General features: G+C 72.9%; 17 protein-coding genes. 9 read left to right on the forward strand and 8 right to left on the reverse strand.

The annotated features are described in order from the left end of the window. Positions 1–20: 20 nt before the first annotated feature. A complete protein-coding gene (locus ACZ6W9_RS13545; RefSeq protein ID WP_470117897.1) occupies positions 21–1,460 on the reverse strand; it encodes a hypothetical protein in 1,440 nt (479 codons plus the stop codon). Positions 1,461–1,504: 44 nt separating this feature from the next. Further along, positions 1,505–2,464, reverse strand: coding sequence for a LysR family transcriptional regulator (locus ACZ6W9_RS13550; RefSeq protein WP_470117899.1), 960 nt, complete (start codon positions 2,462–2,464; stop codon positions 1,505–1,507). A 158-nt stretch (positions 2,465–2,622) separates the two neighbouring features. Between ACZ6W9_RS13550 and ACZ6W9_RS13555 the strand changes: the two genes are divergently transcribed. Together ACZ6W9_RS13555 and ACZ6W9_RS13560 are read left to right on the forward strand one after the other, a co-directional pair. Next, the gene (locus ACZ6W9_RS13555) at positions 2,623–2,844 is read left to right on the forward strand and encodes a DUF6158 family protein (RefSeq protein ID WP_362928604.1); all 222 of its coding nucleotides are present in this window, start codon (positions 2,623–2,625) and stop codon (positions 2,842–2,844) included. 222 nt (positions 2,845–3,066) lie between these two features. Next, on the forward strand, positions 3,067–3,723 hold the full coding sequence (locus tag ACZ6W9_RS13560) for a neutral zinc metallopeptidase (RefSeq protein ID WP_470117901.1): 657 nt from the start codon (positions 3,067–3,069) through the stop codon (positions 3,721–3,723). Positions 3,724–3,825: 102 nt separating this feature from the next. Here ACZ6W9_RS13560 and ACZ6W9_RS13565 read toward each other — a convergent pair whose 3' ends face one another. The 4 genes from ACZ6W9_RS13565 to arfA all read right to left on the reverse strand — a co-directional run bounded on the left by ACZ6W9_RS13565 (position 3,826) and on the right by arfA (position 8,522). Beyond that, the gene (locus ACZ6W9_RS13565) at positions 3,826–4,662 is read right to left on the reverse strand and encodes a carbohydrate ABC transporter permease (protein WP_362928608.1); all 837 of its coding nucleotides are present in this window, start codon (positions 4,660–4,662) and stop codon (positions 3,826–3,828) included. A 64-nt stretch (positions 4,663–4,726) separates the two neighbouring features. After that, a complete protein-coding gene (locus ACZ6W9_RS13570) occupies positions 4,727–5,668 on the reverse strand; it encodes a carbohydrate ABC transporter permease (protein WP_470117903.1) in 942 nt (313 codons plus the stop codon). After that, positions 5,665–7,005, reverse strand: a complete 1,341-nt coding sequence (locus ACZ6W9_RS13575; protein ID WP_389955388.1) for an ABC transporter substrate-binding protein — start codon at positions 7,003–7,005, stop codon at positions 5,665–5,667. Before ACZ6W9_RS13575 ends, ACZ6W9_RS13570 begins: the two co-directional genes overlap by 4 nt. A 2-nt stretch (positions 7,006–7,007) precedes the next feature. Beyond that, positions 7,008–8,522 carry an arabinosylfuranosidase ArfA gene (arfA, locus tag ACZ6W9_RS13580; RefSeq protein WP_389955386.1) on the reverse strand — a complete coding sequence of 505 codons (1,515 nt, stop codon included), beginning with the start codon at positions 8,520–8,522 and terminating at the stop codon, positions 7,008–7,010. A 165-nt stretch (positions 8,523–8,687) separates the two neighbouring features. On the opposite strand from arfA, the gene ACZ6W9_RS13585 reads away from it, so the two are divergent. Further along, entirely contained in the window at positions 8,688–9,689 is a 1,002-nt protein-coding gene (locus tag ACZ6W9_RS13585) for a LacI family DNA-binding transcriptional regulator (protein WP_470117905.1), read from the forward strand. 181 nt (positions 9,690–9,870) lie between these two features. Continuing rightward, on the forward strand, positions 9,871–10,356 hold the full coding sequence (soxR, locus tag ACZ6W9_RS13590; protein ID WP_362928619.1) for a redox-sensitive transcriptional activator SoxR: 486 nt from the start codon (positions 9,871–9,873) through the stop codon (positions 10,354–10,356). Between the two features lie 157 nt (positions 10,357–10,513). Here soxR and ACZ6W9_RS13595 read toward each other — a convergent pair whose 3' ends face one another. Both ACZ6W9_RS13595 and ACZ6W9_RS13600 read right to left on the reverse strand, forming a co-directional pair. Then, entirely contained in the window at positions 10,514–11,392 is an 879-nt protein-coding gene (locus tag ACZ6W9_RS13595) for a sugar phosphate isomerase/epimerase family protein (RefSeq protein WP_389955380.1), read from the reverse strand. A 14-nt stretch (positions 11,393–11,406) separates the two neighbouring features. Next, positions 11,407–12,327 carry a phosphotriesterase family protein gene (locus ACZ6W9_RS13600; RefSeq protein ID WP_470117908.1) on the reverse strand — a complete coding sequence of 307 codons (921 nt, stop codon included), beginning with the start codon at positions 12,325–12,327 and terminating at the stop codon, positions 11,407–11,409. Between the two features lie 219 nt (positions 12,328–12,546). Here ACZ6W9_RS13600 and ACZ6W9_RS13605 point away from each other — a divergent pair, with 219 nt between their 5' ends. The 5 genes from ACZ6W9_RS13605 to ACZ6W9_RS13625 all read left to right on the forward strand — a co-directional run bounded on the left by ACZ6W9_RS13605 (position 12,547) and on the right by ACZ6W9_RS13625 (position 18,442). Then, complete coding sequence (locus ACZ6W9_RS13605) at positions 12,547–15,507, forward strand: cellulose binding domain-containing protein (RefSeq protein WP_470117910.1); 2,961 nt, start codon at positions 12,547–12,549, stop codon at positions 15,505–15,507. A gap of 183 nt (positions 15,508–15,690) precedes the next feature. Continuing rightward, positions 15,691–16,245 (forward strand): TIGR02611 family protein, encoded by a 555-nt coding sequence (locus tag ACZ6W9_RS13610; protein WP_362928627.1) that lies wholly within the window; start codon positions 15,691–15,693, stop codon positions 16,243–16,245. 141 nt (positions 16,246–16,386) lie between these two features. Next, the gene (locus ACZ6W9_RS13615; protein WP_362928629.1) at positions 16,387–16,917 is read left to right on the forward strand and encodes a hypothetical protein; all 531 of its coding nucleotides are present in this window, start codon (positions 16,387–16,389) and stop codon (positions 16,915–16,917) included. A 314-nt stretch (positions 16,918–17,231) separates the two neighbouring features. Further along, on the forward strand, positions 17,232–18,026 hold the full coding sequence (locus ACZ6W9_RS13620) for an SDR family NAD(P)-dependent oxidoreductase (RefSeq protein ID WP_470117912.1): 795 nt from the start codon (positions 17,232–17,234) through the stop codon (positions 18,024–18,026). Between the two features lie 143 nt (positions 18,027–18,169). Further along, positions 18,170–18,442 (forward strand): hypothetical protein, encoded by a 273-nt coding sequence (locus ACZ6W9_RS13625; RefSeq protein ID WP_389955366.1) that lies wholly within the window; start codon positions 18,170–18,172, stop codon positions 18,440–18,442. Positions 18,443–18,550 lie beyond the last annotated feature (108 nt).

An 18,550-nucleotide genomic window follows, 5' to 3' on the forward strand; every position in this document is an offset into this window, starting at 1 on the left:
CCGGGCGGGCGGTCCCCGCGTCAGGTGGCGCCGGGCGGGCGCGGGACCCGGCGGAAGAAGGCCGCCACCGCGTAGGGGTCGACCGGGTCGGTCAGCAGCGCCAGCATCTCCTCCCGGCGCTCCGGCGCCACCTTGAACGGGTGGCCGAACACCCGCGGCCCCCGGCCGTCGCCCAGCAGCCGGGTCAGCATCAGGTCTCCGGGCACGGCCTGGCGCGACAGCAGCTCGTCGGTCACCGTGACCGTCCCGGTCCCCCCGGACCCGGAGTCGCGCAGGGCGACCTCCTCCCCCTCGACCTCCAGGACCTCCCACAGGCGCAGCGGCGTGCGCCGCCAGGACTCCAGCAGCTCCACCTCGTCGTCGCGCAGCCACACGCCCCGCGCGTCCAGGAACTCTCCCACCACGTCGTTCTCGAACAGGGCGAGGTCGGCCAGGGCGGGCTCGGCCACCCGGACGCTCAGCGCCACCAGGTCGTCGGTCAGCCGGCGGCGGGCCGGGCGGGCGCCGTACACGGCGAGCTGCCGGAACAGGTGCTCCGCCCGCGCGGGCAGCGGGTCGCCGGGGTCGGTGCGGCAGGCGGCGTACTCGGCCGCGTCCCGCTCGGCCGGGGCGAGGCCGGGCGCCAGGGACAGCGCCTCCCCGACGAGCCCGGACGCCTCGAACGACCGTCCCTCGCCCTCGGCGGACCTGGCGGCCAGCAGCAGCGCCGCCGGCTCGGTGCGGGGGAGCGCCTCCAGCACCCGGGGGGAGAGAGGCTCGCGCTCGACCTCGTCGGCGATCCGCTCCAGCACCTCCGGCGAGCGCGACAGGTACGTGACGGCCCTCGACAGGTCGGCCCCCTCGTCGTAGGTGCGCAGCGCGCTGCGCGACAGGGTCAGCCGCATGATGTCCAGCGGCGACAGGCCCGCGACCGACCCGGGGTCCCAGGGGGTGCCCACGACGCCCACCCGGCCGCCCCGCACCTCCAGCGAGGCCCCCCGCAGCAGCGGGGCCAGCGGCGGCAGCGGGTCGGCGAAGGTGTCCGGCGCCCTGGCCAGCAGCTCCAGCACCGCCGCGTCGATCGGGACGCCGGGGGAGGGGTCGATCCCCTCGGCGAAGCCGCGCAGCGCGTCGAGCGCCCGCTCGCCGAACTCCTGGACGACGAGCATCGCCCGGTCGGCGGGGAAGGCGTCGAGCTTCACGACGGACGGCTCCAGCCGGCCGTCGCGCAGGCGCAGCGCGACGACGTCCTCTGCCGCCACGTCCGCCAGCCAGCCCGCGGGCCCGGCCAGGAACGGCTCGCCCTCCTCGGTCACGGTGCGCACCCGGCCGCCGCCGGTCAGCGGCAGCCCCTCGCCGTCGGCCAGCCGCGCCCACAGCCGCAGGTCGTCTGAGGCCGCCAGCCGGCCGGCCGCCAGTTCGGCCCGGGTGGCCAGGTGTGTCAGCACCGTGCCCTCGCACAGCGTCAGAACCTCGCTCATCCGACCATTGTGGTCGACGGCGGTCGGGGCCGTGACGCGCCCCGTCAGGGACTGGTGCCGAAGCGCGGGTTGCGGCTCAGCCAGGAGGCGTAGCGGGCGTTGCGCCGTACCGCGTCGGCGTGGGCCGACTTGGCGTGCTCGGCGACCGAGTCCGCGACCCGCGCGGTGCCCGCCTCCGGGTGCCAGCCGAGGATATGCTGCCAGCGCAGCGGCGCGCCGGCGAGCGGCACCGTGGTCAGCCCCGGGGTCGGCTGGAAGGTCGCCTGGCACAGTACGGCGGCGCGGCCGACGGAGGCCAGGTGCAGGCACGTGGCCACGTCGGTCTCGTAGATGGTCAGGGGAGTGAAGCCGGCGCGGGCGCAGGCGGCGGCGAAGCAGTCGCCGAAGCAGCCGTCGCCGGGGGTGACGGCCCACCGCTCGCCGGCCAGTTCGGAGAGCTCCGCCTCCTCGCGCCCGGCGAGCGGGTGGTCCTCGCTGAGCAGCACGAAGACGGGGTCCAGCCCGATCGTCTGCCACATCACCGGCCCCTCCAGGGGCGGCGGGCTCTCGCCGCAGGCACCGACGACCGCGAAGTCGATGCGGCCGAGCGTGACCATCGTGGCGAGTTCCCTGGCCGACCAGGAGGTGCAGGTGCTGACCGGCGTGGAGGGCCACTCTCCGGCCAGCCGGTCGACCAGGCCGCCCAGGATCGGCCCGTTGGTGGCGCCCAGGCGGTAACTGGGCGCGGCGCCGCCGGTGTTGGCGAACCGCACCGCCTCCTCCTGGAGTTCGCGGGCGGCGGGCAGCAGCACCTTCGCCCTGGCCAGCACCAGTTCCCCGAGAGGCGTGGGCCGCGCGCCGGTGTGGTCGCGCCGGAACAGGGCTCCCCCGAGTCCTCGCTCTATCCGCTTGAGCTGGGCGGTCAGCGCCGGCTGGGCCAGCCCGAGGTGGGTGGCGGCCTTGGTGACGCTCCCGGCCTCGGCGACCGCGCGCACGATCCTGAGGTGTCGAAGCTCGAGGTCCATACCGGGAAGGTAAAGCGGCGGCGGTATGCCCGCAATGTAGCCGAGTCATGAAATCTGACGGAATTTGGTGAAATCAAGTGACGGGCGAGGTCGTTCGTGCGGCACGGCGGAGACGAACGGGAGGTGAGGGAGGGCGGTGACGGGGTAGGCGAGTCCCCATGACGATGGGAATCGACCCCAAGGACCTCTCCGAGGAAGACCTGTTCCGCGAGCTGCGGCACATGCACGAGACGCGGACCGAGACGCTCCTGCACGGATCCGACGACGCGCTGGCGAACCACACCACGCGGACCGGGGAGCTTGAGCAGGAGTACCTGCGCCGCCACCCCGAGCGGGACGTCGATCCGGAGCGGCTGCGCGAGGGCGCCCGGCAGCGGTAGCCGTCGCCCGCCGCCGGTGACCGTACGGCCGGTCGCGGTGGCCGTCGTCCGGCGGTGACCGTACGGCCGGCCCCGCCGCGGACGCGCGTCCGCGGCGGGGGCCGGTGGCGTGCCCGGCCCCCGGCCCCTTCGCAGAACTTTCGTCCATACGGCTCAGCGGTCTTCCGCCGCGCCCGATCCGCGCCTACTTTCGAGGCAGGATCCGGTCCGCGGGAGGCTTCTGTGCGCGTGCGGCGATGGAAGGCGCTCTGCCTCGTGGTCGCCTGGTCGGCCCTGGCCGCGGTGGCCGTCCCGGCGGGCCCGGCCGCGGCGGCGCGGAGCGCGGACGACATGGGCCGGGACGTCTCCACGGCGGTCTACGTCGTCGACAACTACTGGCGGACCCACTGGTCGCGGTTCTTCACCGGGAAGTACGTCCCCCCGGCCGTGTACGGCGGCTACCGCAGGGGCGTGAAGAAGCCGCCGCTGTGCGGCGGCCGGCGTCTCGGCTACGACAACGCCTGGTACTGCATCGAGGACGACTTCATCGCCTGGGACCTCGACCTCATGGCGCAGGGCTACCGCATCGGCGACGCGTGGGTGTACCTCGTCGTCGCCCACGAGTGGGGGCACGCCGTGCAGGCGCGGCTGCGCGACTCGCTGGTGATGTCCACCTACGAGCTCCAGGCCGACTGCCTGGCCGGCGCCGTGCTGTACGGCGCCGCGGCCGACGGCGTGCTGCGGTTCGAGCGGGGCGACGTGGAGGAGATCGCCGAGATCCACCGGAGGCTGGGCGACGAGACGTCCTGGACCGACGTGACCGACCACGGCACCGCCGCCCAGCGCACCTCCTCCTTCAACCGCGGCGCTAGGTACGGCGTGCGCGGCTGCCTGCCCTGACGCCGCGCCGCCGTACGGCCCGTCCTCCCGGCCCGGGGAATCCGGCCCGGGGGACCCGGCCCGGGGGACCCGGCCCGGCCGGCCGTACGGCGGGGGCGTCCCTCACCCCTTCAGGCCGGAGCGGGAGATGCCCTCGATCACCCAGCGCTGGGCGGCGAGGTAGATGACGATCACCGGGGCGCTGGCGATCACCGCGCCGGCCATCAGCAGGTCGTAGCGGACGCTGTTGGCGCTCTGGAAGTTGCCCAGGCCGGCGGGCAGGGTCAGCGACTCCGGGCTGAGCAGCACGTACAGCGGCCACAGGAAGTCGTTCCAGTTCGTCAGGAACGACAGCAGGAACAGCGTCACCAGCGCGGGGCGGGCCAGCGGCAGCGCGATGGAGGTGAAGATCTGCCACCGGTTGCAGCCGTCCAGCTCCGCGGCCTCCTCCAGCTCCCCGGGCAGCGTGATGAAGAACTGCCGCAGGAAGAACACCCCGAACGCGCCGGCCGCGGCCGGGACGATCACCGCGGGCAGGCTGTCCACCCACGCCAGCTCGTTGACGATCAGGAAGTTGGGGATCAGCAGCACCACCGGCGGCACGAACAGCGTGGCCACGATCGTCCCGAAGAGCAGGTTCCGGCCGCGGAAGCGGAGCCGGGCCAGCGCGTAGGCGGCGGGCGTGGCGGTGACCAGGACGAGCACCGCGTGCCCGGTGGCGGCGGCCAGGCTGTTGAGGAACCAGCGCATCGCCGGGCTGTCGGCGCTGCCGAGGATCTCCCGGTAGGCGTCGATCGTGACCGGGGAGGGGATCCACTGCGGCTCCGTCGAGCCGGCGGCCTCACGGGTCTTGAAGGAGGTGACGACCATGTAGACGAGCGGGCTCAGGTAGAGCGCCGCGATCACCGCCAGGACCAGGTGCAGCAGCGTACGGCGCAGCCGGCGGATGTCCCCGGTCACGGCTTCCTCCCCTTCGCGGAGATCGTGGGACCCCCGGTCGCGGTTCCCCCGGCGAAGGCCCGGATCATGCCTTCCTCCTGTCCCGGAACGCGCCGAAGACCAGCCCGCTGGCCACCATCAGGAAGGCGGCCAGGATGAAGCTCATCGCCGAGGCGGTGCCCATGTCGAACTGGCGCAGACCGGTCTCGGCGATCAGGTAGATCGCGGTCTTGGTCTGGTCGGCGGGGGCGCCCCGGGTGATGAGGTAGGACTGGCCGAACATGTTGGCCGAGGCCAGGATCGTGGTGTTGACCACGAACAGCATGACCGGCCGCAGGCCCGGCAGGGTCACCGCGCGGAACCGGTCCCAGGCCGAGGCGCCGTCCACCATCGCCGCCTCGTGCAGCTCCCGGGGGATGTCCTGCAGCCCGGCGAGGAAGATCACCGCGTTCAGGCCGAGCGTCCACCACACCGTCACCCCGACGAGGGCGATCCAGGCGGGCGGCACGGCGGTGGTCCACTGCACGTCCAGGCCGAGATAGTGGTTGACCAGGCCGATGTTGCCGTCCAGCAGGAACTGCCAGACGACGCCGACGACCACGACGCCCAGCACGTAGGGGGCGAAGTAGACGGCCCGGTAGAGGTTGCGCCCGGCGAACCGGCCGTTCATCAGCAGCGCCACCAGCAGCGGCAGCACGATCAGCAGTGGGACGGAGAAGACGGTGAAGATCCCGGTGGCCCGCATCGCCGACCAGAACCGCGACCCGTCGACGCTCGCCGGGTCGAACAGGTCGGTGTAGTTCTCCAGCCCGACGAACGGCTTGGCCGGCAGGTTGATGTCCCACTCGTGCAGGCTCGTCCAGAACCCGAAGCCGATCGGCAGGATCATGAAGACGGCGAACAGCACGAGGTAGGGGGCGCAGAACGCGTACGGCGTCCAGGACCGCATCCTGCCCGCGGTCCGGGGGGACCCGCCCGGGGACGCCGCCCCGGACAGGTCCTCCACCCTGGCAGGCGGGCCGCTCACTGACCGTACTTCCGCTTGTTGTCGGCCAGCAGCTTGTCCGCCGCCGCCACGCCCTCCTTCAGCGCGTCGGCGGGGGACGACTGCTTCAGCACGGCCTTGGCGACGGCCAGCTCCAGGGCCTTGCTCTGCACGTCGCCGACGCCCGGGATGGCGGGGATGAAGTGGAACACCTCGGGGTCGGCGGCCAGCTTGATCTGCGGCAGGTCGGCGATCTCCGCGTCCTGGCGGGCGGAGTTGCGGGCGGGGATCATGCCGGCCTTGGCCCACTCGGCCGACAGGCGGCCCATGTGGTCGATGAAGAACTTCGCGGCCTGGACCTTGTTCGGGTCCTTGCCGGCCTGGGAGGTCATCACGAAGTTGTGCGAGGAGCTCCACATGGCGGCGGTGCCGCCGATGTTCGGGATCGGGGACATGCCCCACTTCAGCGACGGGGCGTTGGTCTTGAGGTCGTTGATCTGCCAGATGCCGTCCCAGGTGAGGCTGACCTTGCCGTTCTTGAAGGCGGCGTACTGGCTGTCCTGGGCGACCTCGGCGGGGCTGTAGCCCTTGTCGATCTGCTCGACCATCCAGGCCAGGGCCTTCTCGCCCTCCGGCCCGCCCCACAGCGCCTTGACGCCGTCCTCGCTGTAGAGGTCGCCGCCGAACTGCCACAGCAGGCTCATGAACATCAGGTGCGCCGGCCACTTGTTCGGCATCCAGAACGGGCTGGCGACACCGGCCTTCTTCAGCTCCGTCAGTGCCTTCTCGTAGCCCTCCCGGTCGGCGGGCGCCTCCTTCAGACCGATCTTGTCCAGGTGCTCGGTGTTCCAGTAGTCGGCCAGGCAGTGCACGTCCAGCGGCACGCTGTAGCGCTGGTCCTTGTAGACGCCGGCCTTCCAGATGGCGGGGATGTAGTCGGACTCGGTCAGCCCGAGCGAGTTCACCACGTCGTCCAGCGGCAGGAGCGTCTTGCGGGCCGCCATGGTGCCGACCCAGTCGATGTGGATGACCGCCACGTCCGGGCCCTTGCCCGCGGAGATGGCCGTCGGCATCGCCGGGTACAGGTCCTCCCAGCGCCGGGTGACGTTGCGGACCTCGATGCGGCCGGCGAACTGCTTGTTGAACTCGTCCAGCATCTTCCGCATGTGCGGGCCGTCGCCGCCGGTGAAGCCGTTCCAGTAGTCGAGCGTCACCTTGGGCCCGGTGTACTCGCCGCCGGAGAACGTCGGCGCGGCCGAGGCGGGCGCGGAGGAGTCCGCCCCGATCTTCGTGCCGCCTCCGCAGGCGGCGAGCGCGGCGGTGAGCCCGGCGGCCCCCGAGATGCTGAGGAAGGAACGGCGGGAAAGCGGACTGGTCATTGTCACTCCTGGGGGGAAGCGGGGGCGAAGCGGACGATGTTCCACGAGGCGGGGGAGAGACGCAGCGAGGCGTGGCGGCCCTCGACGCGGGCGCCGGAGCCGGGACGGGGGACGACGCGGCCGGGCGTCTCGGCGGAGTTGACGGCCGAGGGGTCGTCGTCGGCGAGCTCCAGGTGCGCAACCGCCCGCATCCCCTCGGGAAGGGTGACCTCCAGGTCGCACGGGGAGTTCCGGTCGCGGTTGACGGCGAGGAGCGTCGTGTCGCCGGTCGCCTCGTCGTGCGTGGCGGTGGCCCAGATCGCCGGGACGTCGCCGTACCTGGCGGTGGGGATCACCGCGCACTCGGGTTCCACCCGCAGCACCTGGCCGCGGGCGTGCCGGGCGGTCAGCGCGAACGGGTGGAAGATGGTCTGCCGCCAGGCCGGGCCGCCGGGCTCGGTCCTGATCGGGGCGATGACGTTGGCGAGCTGGGCCTGGCAGGCGACGCTCACCCGGTCGGCGTTGCGCAGCAGCGTGATCAGCAGGCTGCCGACGACGACCGCGTCGGTGACGTCGTAGGTGTCCTCGATCAGCCGGGGGTGCTCGGTCCAGTCCAGCGACGACTCGCCGCCGAACCGGCTCTGGTACCAGACGTTCCACTCGTCGAAGGAGAGCATGATCTTCTTCCTGCTGCGCAGCTTCGCGCCGACGTGGTCGGCGGTGGCGGCGATGGAGCGGATCATGTGTTCCATGTCGGCGCCGCTTGCCAGGAAGGAGTCGACGTCGCCGTCGGACGGGTCGTAGTAGGCGTGCAGCGAGATGTGGTCGACCATCTCGTAGGTGGCCTCCAGCACCTCGGCCTCCCACGAGCCGAACGTCGGCATGCCGCTGTTGGAGCTGCCGCAGGCCACCAGGGACAGCCCGGGGTCGAACCGCTTGAGCGCCCGCGCGGTCTCGGCGGCGAGCCGGCCGTACTCGGCGGCGGTCTTGTGCCCCATCTGCCAGGGGCCGTCCAGCTCGTTGCCCAGGCACCACAGCCGCACGTCGTGCGGCTCGTCCACGCCGTGCGAGCGGCGCAGCTCCGACAGGGCGGTGCCGCCGGGGTAATTGGCGTACTCCACCAGCTCCAGCGCCTCGGCCACGCCGCGGGTGCCCAGGTTGAGCGCCATCATCGGCTCCACCCCGGCCTTGGCGGCCCACGCCATGAACTCGTTGAGGCCGAAGCGGTTGCCCTCCAGGCTCCGCCACGCCAGGTCCAGGCGCGCGGGCCGCTCCTGGACGGGGCCGACGCCGTCCTCCCAGCGGTAGTTGGAGACGAAGTTGCCGCCGGGATAGCGGACCACGGTGATCCCGAGCTCACGGGTCAGCTCCAGCACGTCGGTGCGGAAGCCGTCGGCGTCGGCCAGGGGGTGGCCGGGCTCGAAGACGCCGGTGTAGACGCAGCGGCCCATGTGCTCGACGAACGAGCCGAAGAGCCGGGGTTCCACCGGGCCGATCCGGAAGGCGGGGTCCAGGGTGAGGCGGGCGGAGGGGGGCAAGGCAGACCTCTTTTACGGGGGCTTGCGTGAATAGGGACGTTTGTACAACGTTGTTTCAACGTTGTAAACAGTCGCCGCCGCAGCGATACCCGGGCGTTACGATCGACGGGTTCGCATCTCGCGCGAGCCTGGAGGGCCGCGCGGCCGGGGAGGACGGAAGACGCCGTGGGAGTGAGCCTGCGCGACATCGCGCGCCTGGCGGGGGTGTCGGTGAAGACCGTCTCCAACGTCGTCAACGGGTACGCCCACGTCTCCCCGGAGACCCGGGCGAAGGTGGAGAAGGCGCTCACCGAACTCGACTACCGCCCCAACCTGTCGGCGCGGAACCTGCGGCGCGGCCGCACCGGCGTGATCGCCCTGGCCCTGCCGGAGCTCGACGCGCCCTACTTCGCGGAACTGTCCCGGTTCGTCATCGACGCCGCGGCCGAGCACCGGTGGCTGGTCGTCATCGAGCAGACCGACGGCGGCCTCGACCGGGAGCGGCGGGCCCTCGACGGGGTCCGCGACCACCGGGTCGACGGGCTCATCCTGACCCCCTTCGCGATCGGCGCCGAGGAACTGGCGGCCCGCACCGACGACACCGCCCTCGTCCTGCTCGGCGAGCGGATCCACGACGGCCCGGCCGACCACGTCGCCATCGACAACGTACGGGCGGCCCGCGACGTCACCGAGCACCTGATCGGCCTCGGCCGCACCCGCATCGCCGCCCTCGGCGCGCAGGACAACTCCGCCAGCGGTACGGCCCCGCTCCGCCTGGCCGGGTACCGCCAGGCGCTGGCCGCCCGCGGGCTGCCCGAGACGGTCGCGAAGGTGGAGCGCTACCACCGGGCGGAGGGCGCGGCGGCGATGGCCGGCCTGCTGGCCCTGGACCCGCGGCCCGACGCGGTGTTCTGCTTCAACGACCTGCTGGCGCTCGGCGCGATGCGCACGATCCTCGCCGCGGGACTCCGGGTGCCCGAGGACATCGCGCTGGCCGGGCTCGACGACATCGAGGACGGCCGCTACAGCACGCCGACCCTCACCACCGTCGCCCCCGACAAGGCGGAGCTGGCCCGTATCGCGGTCGACCTGCTCCGGCAGCGCATCGACGGCCGGCCGGGCCAGCCCCCTCGCGAGGCGCGGGCCGGCTACCGGCTCGTGCCCAGGGAGAGCACCCTGGGCAGGTGAGGGCCCCGCCGCTCCCACGCGGACGCCGTGGCTCCGGGCGAAACCTCAGGAGGGCCCCGCCGCTCCCGCGCGGACGCCGTGGCTCCGGGCGAAACCTCAGGAGGGCCCCGCCGCTCCCGCGCGGACGCCGTGGCTCCGGGCGAAACCTCAAGAATGGTGGAGGTCGAGTTACGATGGGCCCGTGCCCAACTTCGAACTCACCGTCGGCCAGCTCGCGGCCCGCAGCGGCGTCGCCGTCTCGGCGCTGCACTTCTACGAGGCCAAAGGGCTGATCCGCAGCCGCCGCACGGCCGGCAACCAGCGCCGCTTCGCCCGTGACACGCTGCGCAGGATCGCCTTCATCCGGGTCTCCCAGCGGGTGGGCATCCCGCTGAAGACGATCCAGGCCGCGCTGTCGGCGCTGCCCGAGGAGCGCACCCCCACCCGCGACGACTGGGCGAGGCTGTCGGCGACGTGGCGGTCGGAGCTGGACGACCGGATCAAGCAGCTCCAGCGGCTCCGTGACGGCCTGACCGAGTGCATCGGCTGCGGCTGCCTGTCCCTGGACCGCTGTGCGCTGGCCAACCCCGGCGACGCGGAGGCGGCCCGGGGGCCGGGCTCGCGGCTGATGGTCGGCCGTCCGAACCCGCGCCCGTGCGCCGGCGAGGTGTGCGAGCCCGCGGTCTGAGCGGCCCGCCGTACGGCTCCGCCCGCCGTACGGCTCCGCCCGCCGTACGGCCCGCGCGGCGCAGGGCGCGTCCCGGCCGAACGGGCCGCCGGAGTCGCGTGCGGGCAGGATCCGGGACGTCCGCCGTACGGCGCGGCCCGCCGTACGATCGTGCGGATCAGACGCCGTGGGCGCGCAGCCAGTCGCGGTTGGCGCGCTGGTCGTCCAGGATGCGGCGGACGTCCTGGCCGGAGCCGGGCGCGTCCTGCTCGACGACCAGCCAGCCCTCGTAGCCGTCCAGCCCGGCGAGGACCCCCGCCAGATCGACCTCGCCGGCCCCCAGGGCGGGGAAGCCGCCGCCCGCGACCACCGCGGCCAGGTCGCCGCCGGACGCCCGCACCCCGTCGCGCGCCGCGCGGCTGGCGTCCTTGATGTGGACCTGCCGGATCCGGCCGCCCCAGTCGCGCAGCGCCGCCACCGGGTCGCCGCCCGCCAGCCACAGGTGCCCGGTGTCCAGGCAGAGGGAGACGTCGGTGAGCTCCAGCAGCCGCTCGACCTCCTCGGCGGTCTCCACCAGGGTGCCGAGGTGGTGGTGGAAGACGGGCTCCAGGCCCCGGTCGCGGCAGCGGTCGGCGGCCTCCTGGACCCGGGCGGCGAAGCCCGTCCATTCGCCGGCGGGCAGGCCCGGGGCGCCGTCGCGGGCGACCCGCGGCGGATGGCCGGGGCAGGCGAGCGTGGGCCGCGGCGCGAACCGGCCGTCGGCGGGCGCCGCGCCGGCGAACACCGCCAGGGCGGCCTCCAGCCCCGGCAGGCCGGCCGAGAACGCCCCGGCGTCCTCGTAGCGCAGGTCCACCCAGCCGCCGGCCAGGCCCATCCCGGCCCGCTCCAGCCGCTCCCGAAGCTCCGCGCCGATGCCGAGGTAGCCGATCGGCCCGGAGTCGACCCCGTCGTATCCGGCGCCGGCCAGCGCGCCGAGCATGGTCGCGGGGCCTATCGGCGCGTCGTCGGCCCGGTAGATCCCGAAGTTGACGGGGGCGTTCGCGACCTTGATCGACATCACTGCTCCAGGTGTCACTGTTCCAGACGGGCCAGCCAGCGGAGGGGGTTGTCACGGGTGATCAGGCGGATGGTGTCCTCGGTGATCCCAGCTTCGCGCATCCTGGGCAGGAACGTGCGGAACAGATGGCCGTAACCGGCTCCGCCGTACCGCTCTATCTCCGAGACCCTCGACAGGCCGCTGCTGAGCAGCAACCGGTGGGCGTGTCCCTCCTCGACGAGGGCGAGGGCGTGCCTGAGCCGGTCGGACCCGGGAGAGGAGCCGAGGGAGGAGAGGCAGACGTAGCCGCCGGCCTCGGCGACCTTGCGGGGGAGCGCGCGGTCGGTCCCGGCGTCGGCGACGCTGACGCGATCGGCGGGCAGCCCCTCGCCGAGCAGGATCTCCAGCAGCGGCAGGGCGCCGCGGTGGTGGACCGCGACCGGCAGGCCGGAGGCCAGGGACGCCCGGGCGGCGGCGGCCGCGCAGCGCTCCTCGGCGGGAGACGGGTCGCCGTCCCAGGCGCCGATCTCGCCGATCACGCCGGGCCGGACCCCGGTGCCGTCCAGGCCGTCGCGGATCTCGGCCAGCAGGTGGGCGGTGAGCGTGTCCACGTCGGCGTCGAGCGCCCAGGCGGGCGTGAACGGGCCGGCGAAGAAGCCGGTCCCGGCCACCACGCCGACGCGGCTGCACGCCGCGACCTTGGCCAGCGTCGCGGCGTCGCGCCCGGCGCCGATGCAGCTCAGCTCGACGACCAGGCCGAGGGCGTCGTACCGGCGGAGGTCGCGCAGCTCCTCGACGACGGCGTCCTCCTCGTCCAGCCAGCGGTTGGGGTCGGAGGCCGCGCCCGCCGCGCACCGCAGGTCGCTGCGGAGATGCTCGCGGGGGAGGACCGCCCCCTCGATGTCCGGCGAGGGGCGCGGGCCGTTGACGGTCATCACGAGATTTGCCTCATGCATGAACGGACATTAGCCCATATTTAGTGTGAAAATCGAAGAAAGCCTCAGGGCTTTACCTTTCCGCTTTTAGTTGTGCTTCCAAACTATTGACGGGATGTGTGCTGCTGTGTGACCCTCTGGGCGTTCATGCACGTGCATCATGGGCGGTCGAAGGTCAGGGTCCCCGCCCCCTGACCGTGCATGGCGGTCTGACCATTGCTCAGCGAAGGGAAGCCGTACATGCGAAGAAGTCTGTTCAGCGTGCTCGCCGCCGTCTCGGTGGCCTGCGCGGCCGTCGCCGGGGGAGCCGGGGGAGCCGCGGCGTCCGCCGGCGCGCTCTCCGCGCCCGCCGGGGCGCGGGCGAACGCCGCCGCGGCCGCGGCCCAGCCGTACGACTGGAAGAACGTCCGGATCGACGGCGGCGGGTTCGTGCCGGGGATCATCTTCAACCAGACCGAGAAGAACCTGATCTACGCCCGCACCGACATCGGCGGCGCCTACCGCTGGGAGCAGGCCACCAAGAGCTGGATCCCCCTCCTCGACTGGGTGGGCCGCGACCGGTGGGGCTACAACGGCGTGGTCAGCCTCGCCACCGACCCTGTCGAACCCGACCGCGTCTACGTCGCCGCCGGGATGTACACCAACAGCTGGGACCCCAACAACGGCGCGATCCTGCGCTCGGCCGACCGGGGCAAGACCTGGCAGGCCACCCCGCTGCCGTTCAAGCTCGGCGGCAACATGCCCGGCCGCGGCATGGGCGAGCGCCTGACCGTCGACCCCAACGACAACCGGGTCGTCTACCTCGGGGCGCCCGACGGCAACGGCCTGTGGCGCAGCACCGACAAGGGTGTGACCTGGGCCAAGGTCACCTCCTTCACCAACCCGGGCGACTACGCCCAGGACCCGAACGACCCGAACGGCTACCTCAGCCACCGGCCCGGCGTGGTCTGGGTGACCTTCGACCCCTCCTCGGGAACCAAGGGCAGCCCGACGAAGAAGATCTACGTCGGCGTCGCCGACAAGGCCAACACCGTCTACAGCTCCGCCGACGCCGGCGCCACCTGGACGCGGGTCGCCGGACAGCCCACCGGGTACATCGCGCACAAGGGCGTCCTGGACGCCGGGAACCACACGCTCTACATCGCCACCAGCGACACCGGCGGGCCGTACGACGGCGCCAAGGGCGACGTCTGGAAGCTCGACACCGCGACCGGCGCGTGGACCCGGATCAGCCCGATCCCCTCCAGCTCGTCCGACGACTACTTCGGCTACAGCGGGCTCACCCTCGACCGCCAGCACCCCGGCACCCTGATGGTCGCCACCCAGGTCTCCTGGTGGCCCGACGTGATCTTCTTCCGCTCCGCCGACGGCGGCGCGACCTGGACCCGCATCTGGGACTGGGCGAGCTACCCCGAGCGCACCCTCCGCTACAAGATGGACATCTCCTCGTCCCCCTGGCTCACCTTCGGCGGCAACCCGGCGCCGCCGGAGACCGCGCCCAAGCTCGGCTGGATGACGGAGTCCATGGAGATCGACCCGTTCGACTCCAACCGCATGATGTACGGCACCGGCGCCACCATCTACGGCACCGAGGACCTCCTCAAGTGGGACACCGGCGGCCAGTTCACCATCAAGCCCATGGTCAAGGGGCTGGAGGAGACCGCCGTCCTCGACCTGGTCAGCCCGCCCACCGGCGCGCCGCTGATCAGCGGGCTCGGCGACATCGGCGGCTTCCGCCACGCCAGCCTCGACGCCGTGCCGCCGATGATGTTCACCTCGCCCGTCTTCACCACCACGACCAGCCTCGACTACGCCGAGGCCAAGCCGGCGATCATGGTCCGGGCGGGCAGCTTCACCGACGCCGACCGGCCGAACGACAGCCACGTCGCGTTCTCCACCGACGGCGGCGCCAACTGGTTCCAGGGCACCGAGCCGGGCGGGATCAACGAGGGCGGCACGGTCGCGGCGTCCGCCGACGGCTCCCGCTTCGTCTGGGCCCCCAAGGGCATACCCGTCCACTACTCGGTGGGCTTCGGCAACTCCTGGACCGCCTCCACCGGCATCCCCACCGGCGCGGTGGTCGAGTCCGACCGGGTGGATCCCAACACCTTCTACGGCTTCGCCGCCGGGAAGTTCTACGTCAGCGTCAACGGCGGCGCGTCCTTCACCGCCACCGCCGCCACCGGCCTGCCGGCCACCGGCGACGTCAGGTTCAAGGCCCTGCCGGGCGTCAAGGGCGACATCTGGCTCGCGGGCGGCGAGAGCGGCCTGTGGCACTCCGTCAACGGCGGCGCGTCCTTCACCAAGCTCTCCGCCGTCACGAACGCCGTCAGCGTGGGCTTCGGCAAGGCCGCGCCGGGCAAGACGTACCCGGCGCTCTACACCGCCGCCACCGTGGACGGCACCGCCGGGGTGTTCCGCTCCGACGACGCCGGCGCGACCTGGGTGCGGATCAACGACGACCGGCACCAGTACGGCAACATGGGCGACGCCATCACCGGCGACCCGCGGATCTACGGGCGCGTCTACCTCGGCACCAACGGCCGGGGCGTCCTGTACGCCGACCCGTCCGGGACCGTCCCGCCCGATGACGACACCGCCCCGCCGTCCAAGCCCGGTAAGCCGGCCGCCTCGTCGATCACCTCCTCCGGCGCCACGCTCACCTGGACGGCGTCCACCGACGACACCGGCGTCACCGGATACGACGTCTACCGGGAGGCCGGGACGACCGACGTGAAGGCGGGCTCGCCGTCCTCGGCGACGTTCACCCTCACCGGCCTGTCCCCGGCGACCTCCTACACCTACTACGTGGTCGCCCGGGACGCGGCGGGCAACGTCTCCGCCGCCTCCGACCCGGTCACGTTCACCACGGCGCCCGGCGGCGGCCAGCCCGGCGGCGGCTGCACCGCCGCCTACAAGGTCGCCAACTCCTGGCCCGGCGGGTTCCAGGGCGAGGTCACGGTGAAGAACACCGGCACCTCGGCGATCAACGGCTGGACGGTCAAGTGGACCTTCCCCGACGGCCAGAAGATCACCCAGCTCTGGAGCGGAGTCCACACCCAGACCGGCGCGGACGTGACCGTCAAGGACGCCGGCTGGAACGCGAACCTGGCGGGCGGCGCGTCCACCACGTTCGGGTTCGGCGCCTCCTGGACCGGGACCAACGGCGTCCCCGCCACCGTCACCTGCACGACGGGCTGACCCCGCGCGCCCTCCGGCCGGAACGCGACGGTGACCGGCCGGAGAGGCGTGGCGGGCCGACTCCGGGTTCTCCGGGTTCTCCGGTCGGAAGGCGACGGTGACCGGCCGGAGAGCCGCGGCGGGCCGGCCCCGCGCCTCCGGCCGGGAAACGGCGCGACCCGGCCGGAGGAGCTCCCCCTATCCTTGAACGAAACCGACCGTACGGGGGAGTACGTGACGATCTCCGGTGGAACGCCTGACGCCCGGGGCGGAGCCGCCCGCCCGCCGAGGGCCGCGGACCTCCGCGGCGGGACCGGCGCCCCGTCCGGGGCCGGGGACGAGGACCCCGGCCCCGGCGTGGACGCGCCGGCCCGCCGCTCCGGCCTCCAGGGGTGGCTCGACGGCATCCGGTCCACCCGCACCGGCCACCTCACGCTGAAGTTCGTCATCGGCGTCGTCGGCGCCGTGCTGGTCATCGGCGGCCTCATCATGGTCCCGTTCCCCGGCCCCGGCTGGCTGGTGGTCTTCGCAGGCCTCGCCGTCCTGGCCACCGAGTTCCACTGGGCCCGCAGGCTGCTGGCGTTCGGCCGGCGGACCCTCGCAGCGTGGACCGCCTGGCTCGGCCGCCGGGGCTGGACGGTCAGGATCCTCGTCGTCCTGGCCGCGGCCGTCGCCGCCGCCGCCATCGTCTACTACGGCCTCAAACTGAGCGTGGGCATCGACCTGGTCGAGGAGGCCCGCCGCCTGCTCGCCCGCTGACCGGGCACGGGGTCCCGGGGCGACGGCGAATCTCCCGGCAGCCTTTACCCTGAACCGACGGTCACGTAACGATTCCAATGCGTCACACTCCGTAGTCTCGCTGAGTCTGATCCCCAAGGACACAAAGGAGAGTGACACTCGATGCGTGCCCTGTCTTCGATGATCGCCCTGGCGGCGGCCGGAATCGTCGCGGTGACCGGCACCGCGGCCCACGCCGACTCGGTCAACCTGCGCGCCAGGGTCATGCCCGGCCAGGAGGTGATGCTCACACCTGAGCTCGTGCCCACGGCCGCCTACCGCGGCAACGTGCTGGTCAAGCTGGAGAACAACGACGTGCCCACCGAGGTGCGGGTCGCCAACTGCCGGGGCCGCTCCATCGGCAAGGTGGAGATCGCTCCCAACGACCACGCGCCGCGGGTCGCCGCGACCCTCTCCCGGCGCGCCGTCCGGAGCCTGGCCCGCACGGACCGGGACGACGCCGCCCAGAGCGGCCCCGCCCAGACGGACGACACCCGCGGCGCCACCCAGACGGACACCCAGGGCGCATCCCGGACGGCCTCGCGGGACGTCCAGGCGAACACCCGGGCCCGCCTGGCCCAGTCCTGCCTTCGCTTCAAGGTCAAGAACCTCGGCCAGACCCCGGCGGTCATCAAGGGCATCGGCTACTTCTAGCCGGCCGCCCACGTCGCCCGCGCCGTCCGGGACCGGCGCCCGGCGGCCGGTCCGCCCGGCCGCCGGGCGCCGGTCTCCGGGACGGCGCGGGCGACGTGACACCTGAACGGGGCGGGGACGGCCGGCAGGGCCGTCCCCGCCTCGCCGTGCGCCCCGCCGTACGCTCCGGCTCGTGACCCGGGGGCACAGGCGCCCGCCCGCTTCGCCGTACCGGAGAAAAACCACCCCCGGCCAGGGCTCGTTCCGGCCGGATGCCACCCTGGAGGTCCGGGGACGCCGCCCCGGAGGAGCGAGAGCGAAGGGAAGGCGGCAGAGTGCGCATCGACCTCACCGGCAGGACCGCGATCGTCACCGGCTCCTCACAGGGCATCGGCCACGCCATCGCCACCGGCCTCGCCCGGTCCGGCGCGCGGGTCGTCCTCACCGGACGCGGCGCCTCCTCCCTGGACGACGCGGCCGGACGGCTGCGCGGCACGGTGCCGGACGCCGGGATCGTCACGGTCGTCGGGGACCTCGCCACCGAGGAGGGCGCGGCCGCGCTGGCCGACGCGGTCCCGGACGCCGACATCCTCGTCAACAACCTCGGCATCTACGGCTCCCGCCCGCCTCTGGAGATCACCGACGCCGAGTGGCGCGCCTACTTCGACGTGAACGTCCTCAGCGCCGTACGGCTGACCCGCCGCTACCTGCCCGGGATGATGGAGCGGGGCTGGGGGAGGGTGCTGAACATCGCCAGCGACTCCGCCGTCGCGATCCCGGCGGAGATGATCCAGTACGGCATGTCGAAGACCTCGCTGCTCGCCGTGTCCCGTGGGTTCGCCAAGGCCGCCGCCGGGACCGGCGTCACCGTGAACTCCGTGATCGTCGGGCCGACCCACACCGGGGGAGTGGAGGACTTCGTCTACGAACTGGTGGACCGGAGCCTGCCCTGGGAGGAGGCGCAGCGCGAGTTCATGCGCCTGCACCGCCCGCAGTCGCTCCTGCAGCGGCTCATCGAGCCCGAGGAGGTCGCCAACATGGTCGTCTACCTCAGCTCGCCCCAGGCGTCCGCGACCACCGGCGGCGCGCTCAGGGTGGACGGCGGCTACGTCGACGCGATCCTGCCCTGAGCCCCGATCTGAGTCCCTGCCCTGAGTCCCGGTTCCGGCGCCCGGGAGACGCCGGACCCCGGTGCTCGGAGGCACGCCATCTTTTACATGTCGGTGACAGGCTCGGTCACGGCCCGTAATCGGCGCCGCCGAGCCTTGAGGACATGAGTGAGACGGAACGGAGACGATCCGCCTCCCGGTGGACGCTCAACAGAGAACTGACCAACGTCGGCGCGATCATCGTCGCCGCGGGGATGGCCCATCTCGTCATCGGATTGATCGGGCACGACAGGTTCGGGCCGGTGATGCTCGTGCTGCTCGGCGTCGTCCTCGTCGTCGCGGCCCTCGGGCACCGGTTCTACGAGGAGCGGCGGCACCGCGCGGCGCCGGCCGCCGGGTGCGCCCGGTGCGGGGAGCTCGTGGGGGAGGAGCACTGAGAGACACCGAGGGAGATGCCGACAGGGGCGGGGAGGAGCGCTGAGACGACCCTTGTCACGCCAACCGATCCGTTATAGATCACGAAGTATGAGGTGTATCCGGCTTAG

Source organism: Streptosporangium sp. NPDC053982 (assembly GCF_055585205.1).

Excerpts from the sequence above, each read along its gene's own strand:
- ACZ6W9_RS13545 (WP_470117897.1), bottom strand. The coding sequence starts at position 1,460 with ATGAGCGAGGTTCTGACGCTGTGCGAGGGCACGGTGCTGACACACCTG.
- ACZ6W9_RS13605 (WP_470117910.1), top strand. The coding sequence starts at position 12,547 with ATGCGAAGAAGTCTGTTCAGCGTGCTCGCCGCCGTCTCGGTGGCCTGC.
- ACZ6W9_RS13575 (WP_389955388.1), bottom strand. The coding sequence starts at position 7,005 with ATGACCAGTCCGCTTTCCCGCCGTTCCTTCCTCAGCATCTCGGGGGCC.
- ACZ6W9_RS13615 (WP_362928629.1), top strand. The coding sequence starts at position 16,387 with ATGCGTGCCCTGTCTTCGATGATCGCCCTGGCGGCGGCCGGAATCGTC.
- ACZ6W9_RS13600 (WP_470117908.1), bottom strand. The coding sequence starts at position 12,327 with ATGCATGAGGCAAATCTCGTGATGACCGTCAACGGCCCGCGCCCCTCG.
- ACZ6W9_RS13595 (WP_389955380.1), bottom strand. The coding sequence starts at position 11,392 with ATGTCGATCAAGGTCGCGAACGCCCCCGTCAACTTCGGGATCTACCGG.
- ACZ6W9_RS13625 (WP_389955366.1), top strand. The coding sequence starts at position 18,170 with ATGAGTGAGACGGAACGGAGACGATCCGCCTCCCGGTGGACGCTCAAC.
- ACZ6W9_RS13555 (WP_362928604.1), top strand. The coding sequence starts at position 2,623 with ATGACGATGGGAATCGACCCCAAGGACCTCTCCGAGGAAGACCTGTTC.
- ACZ6W9_RS13550 (WP_470117899.1), bottom strand. The coding sequence starts at position 2,464 with ATGGACCTCGAGCTTCGACACCTCAGGATCGTGCGCGCGGTCGCCGAG.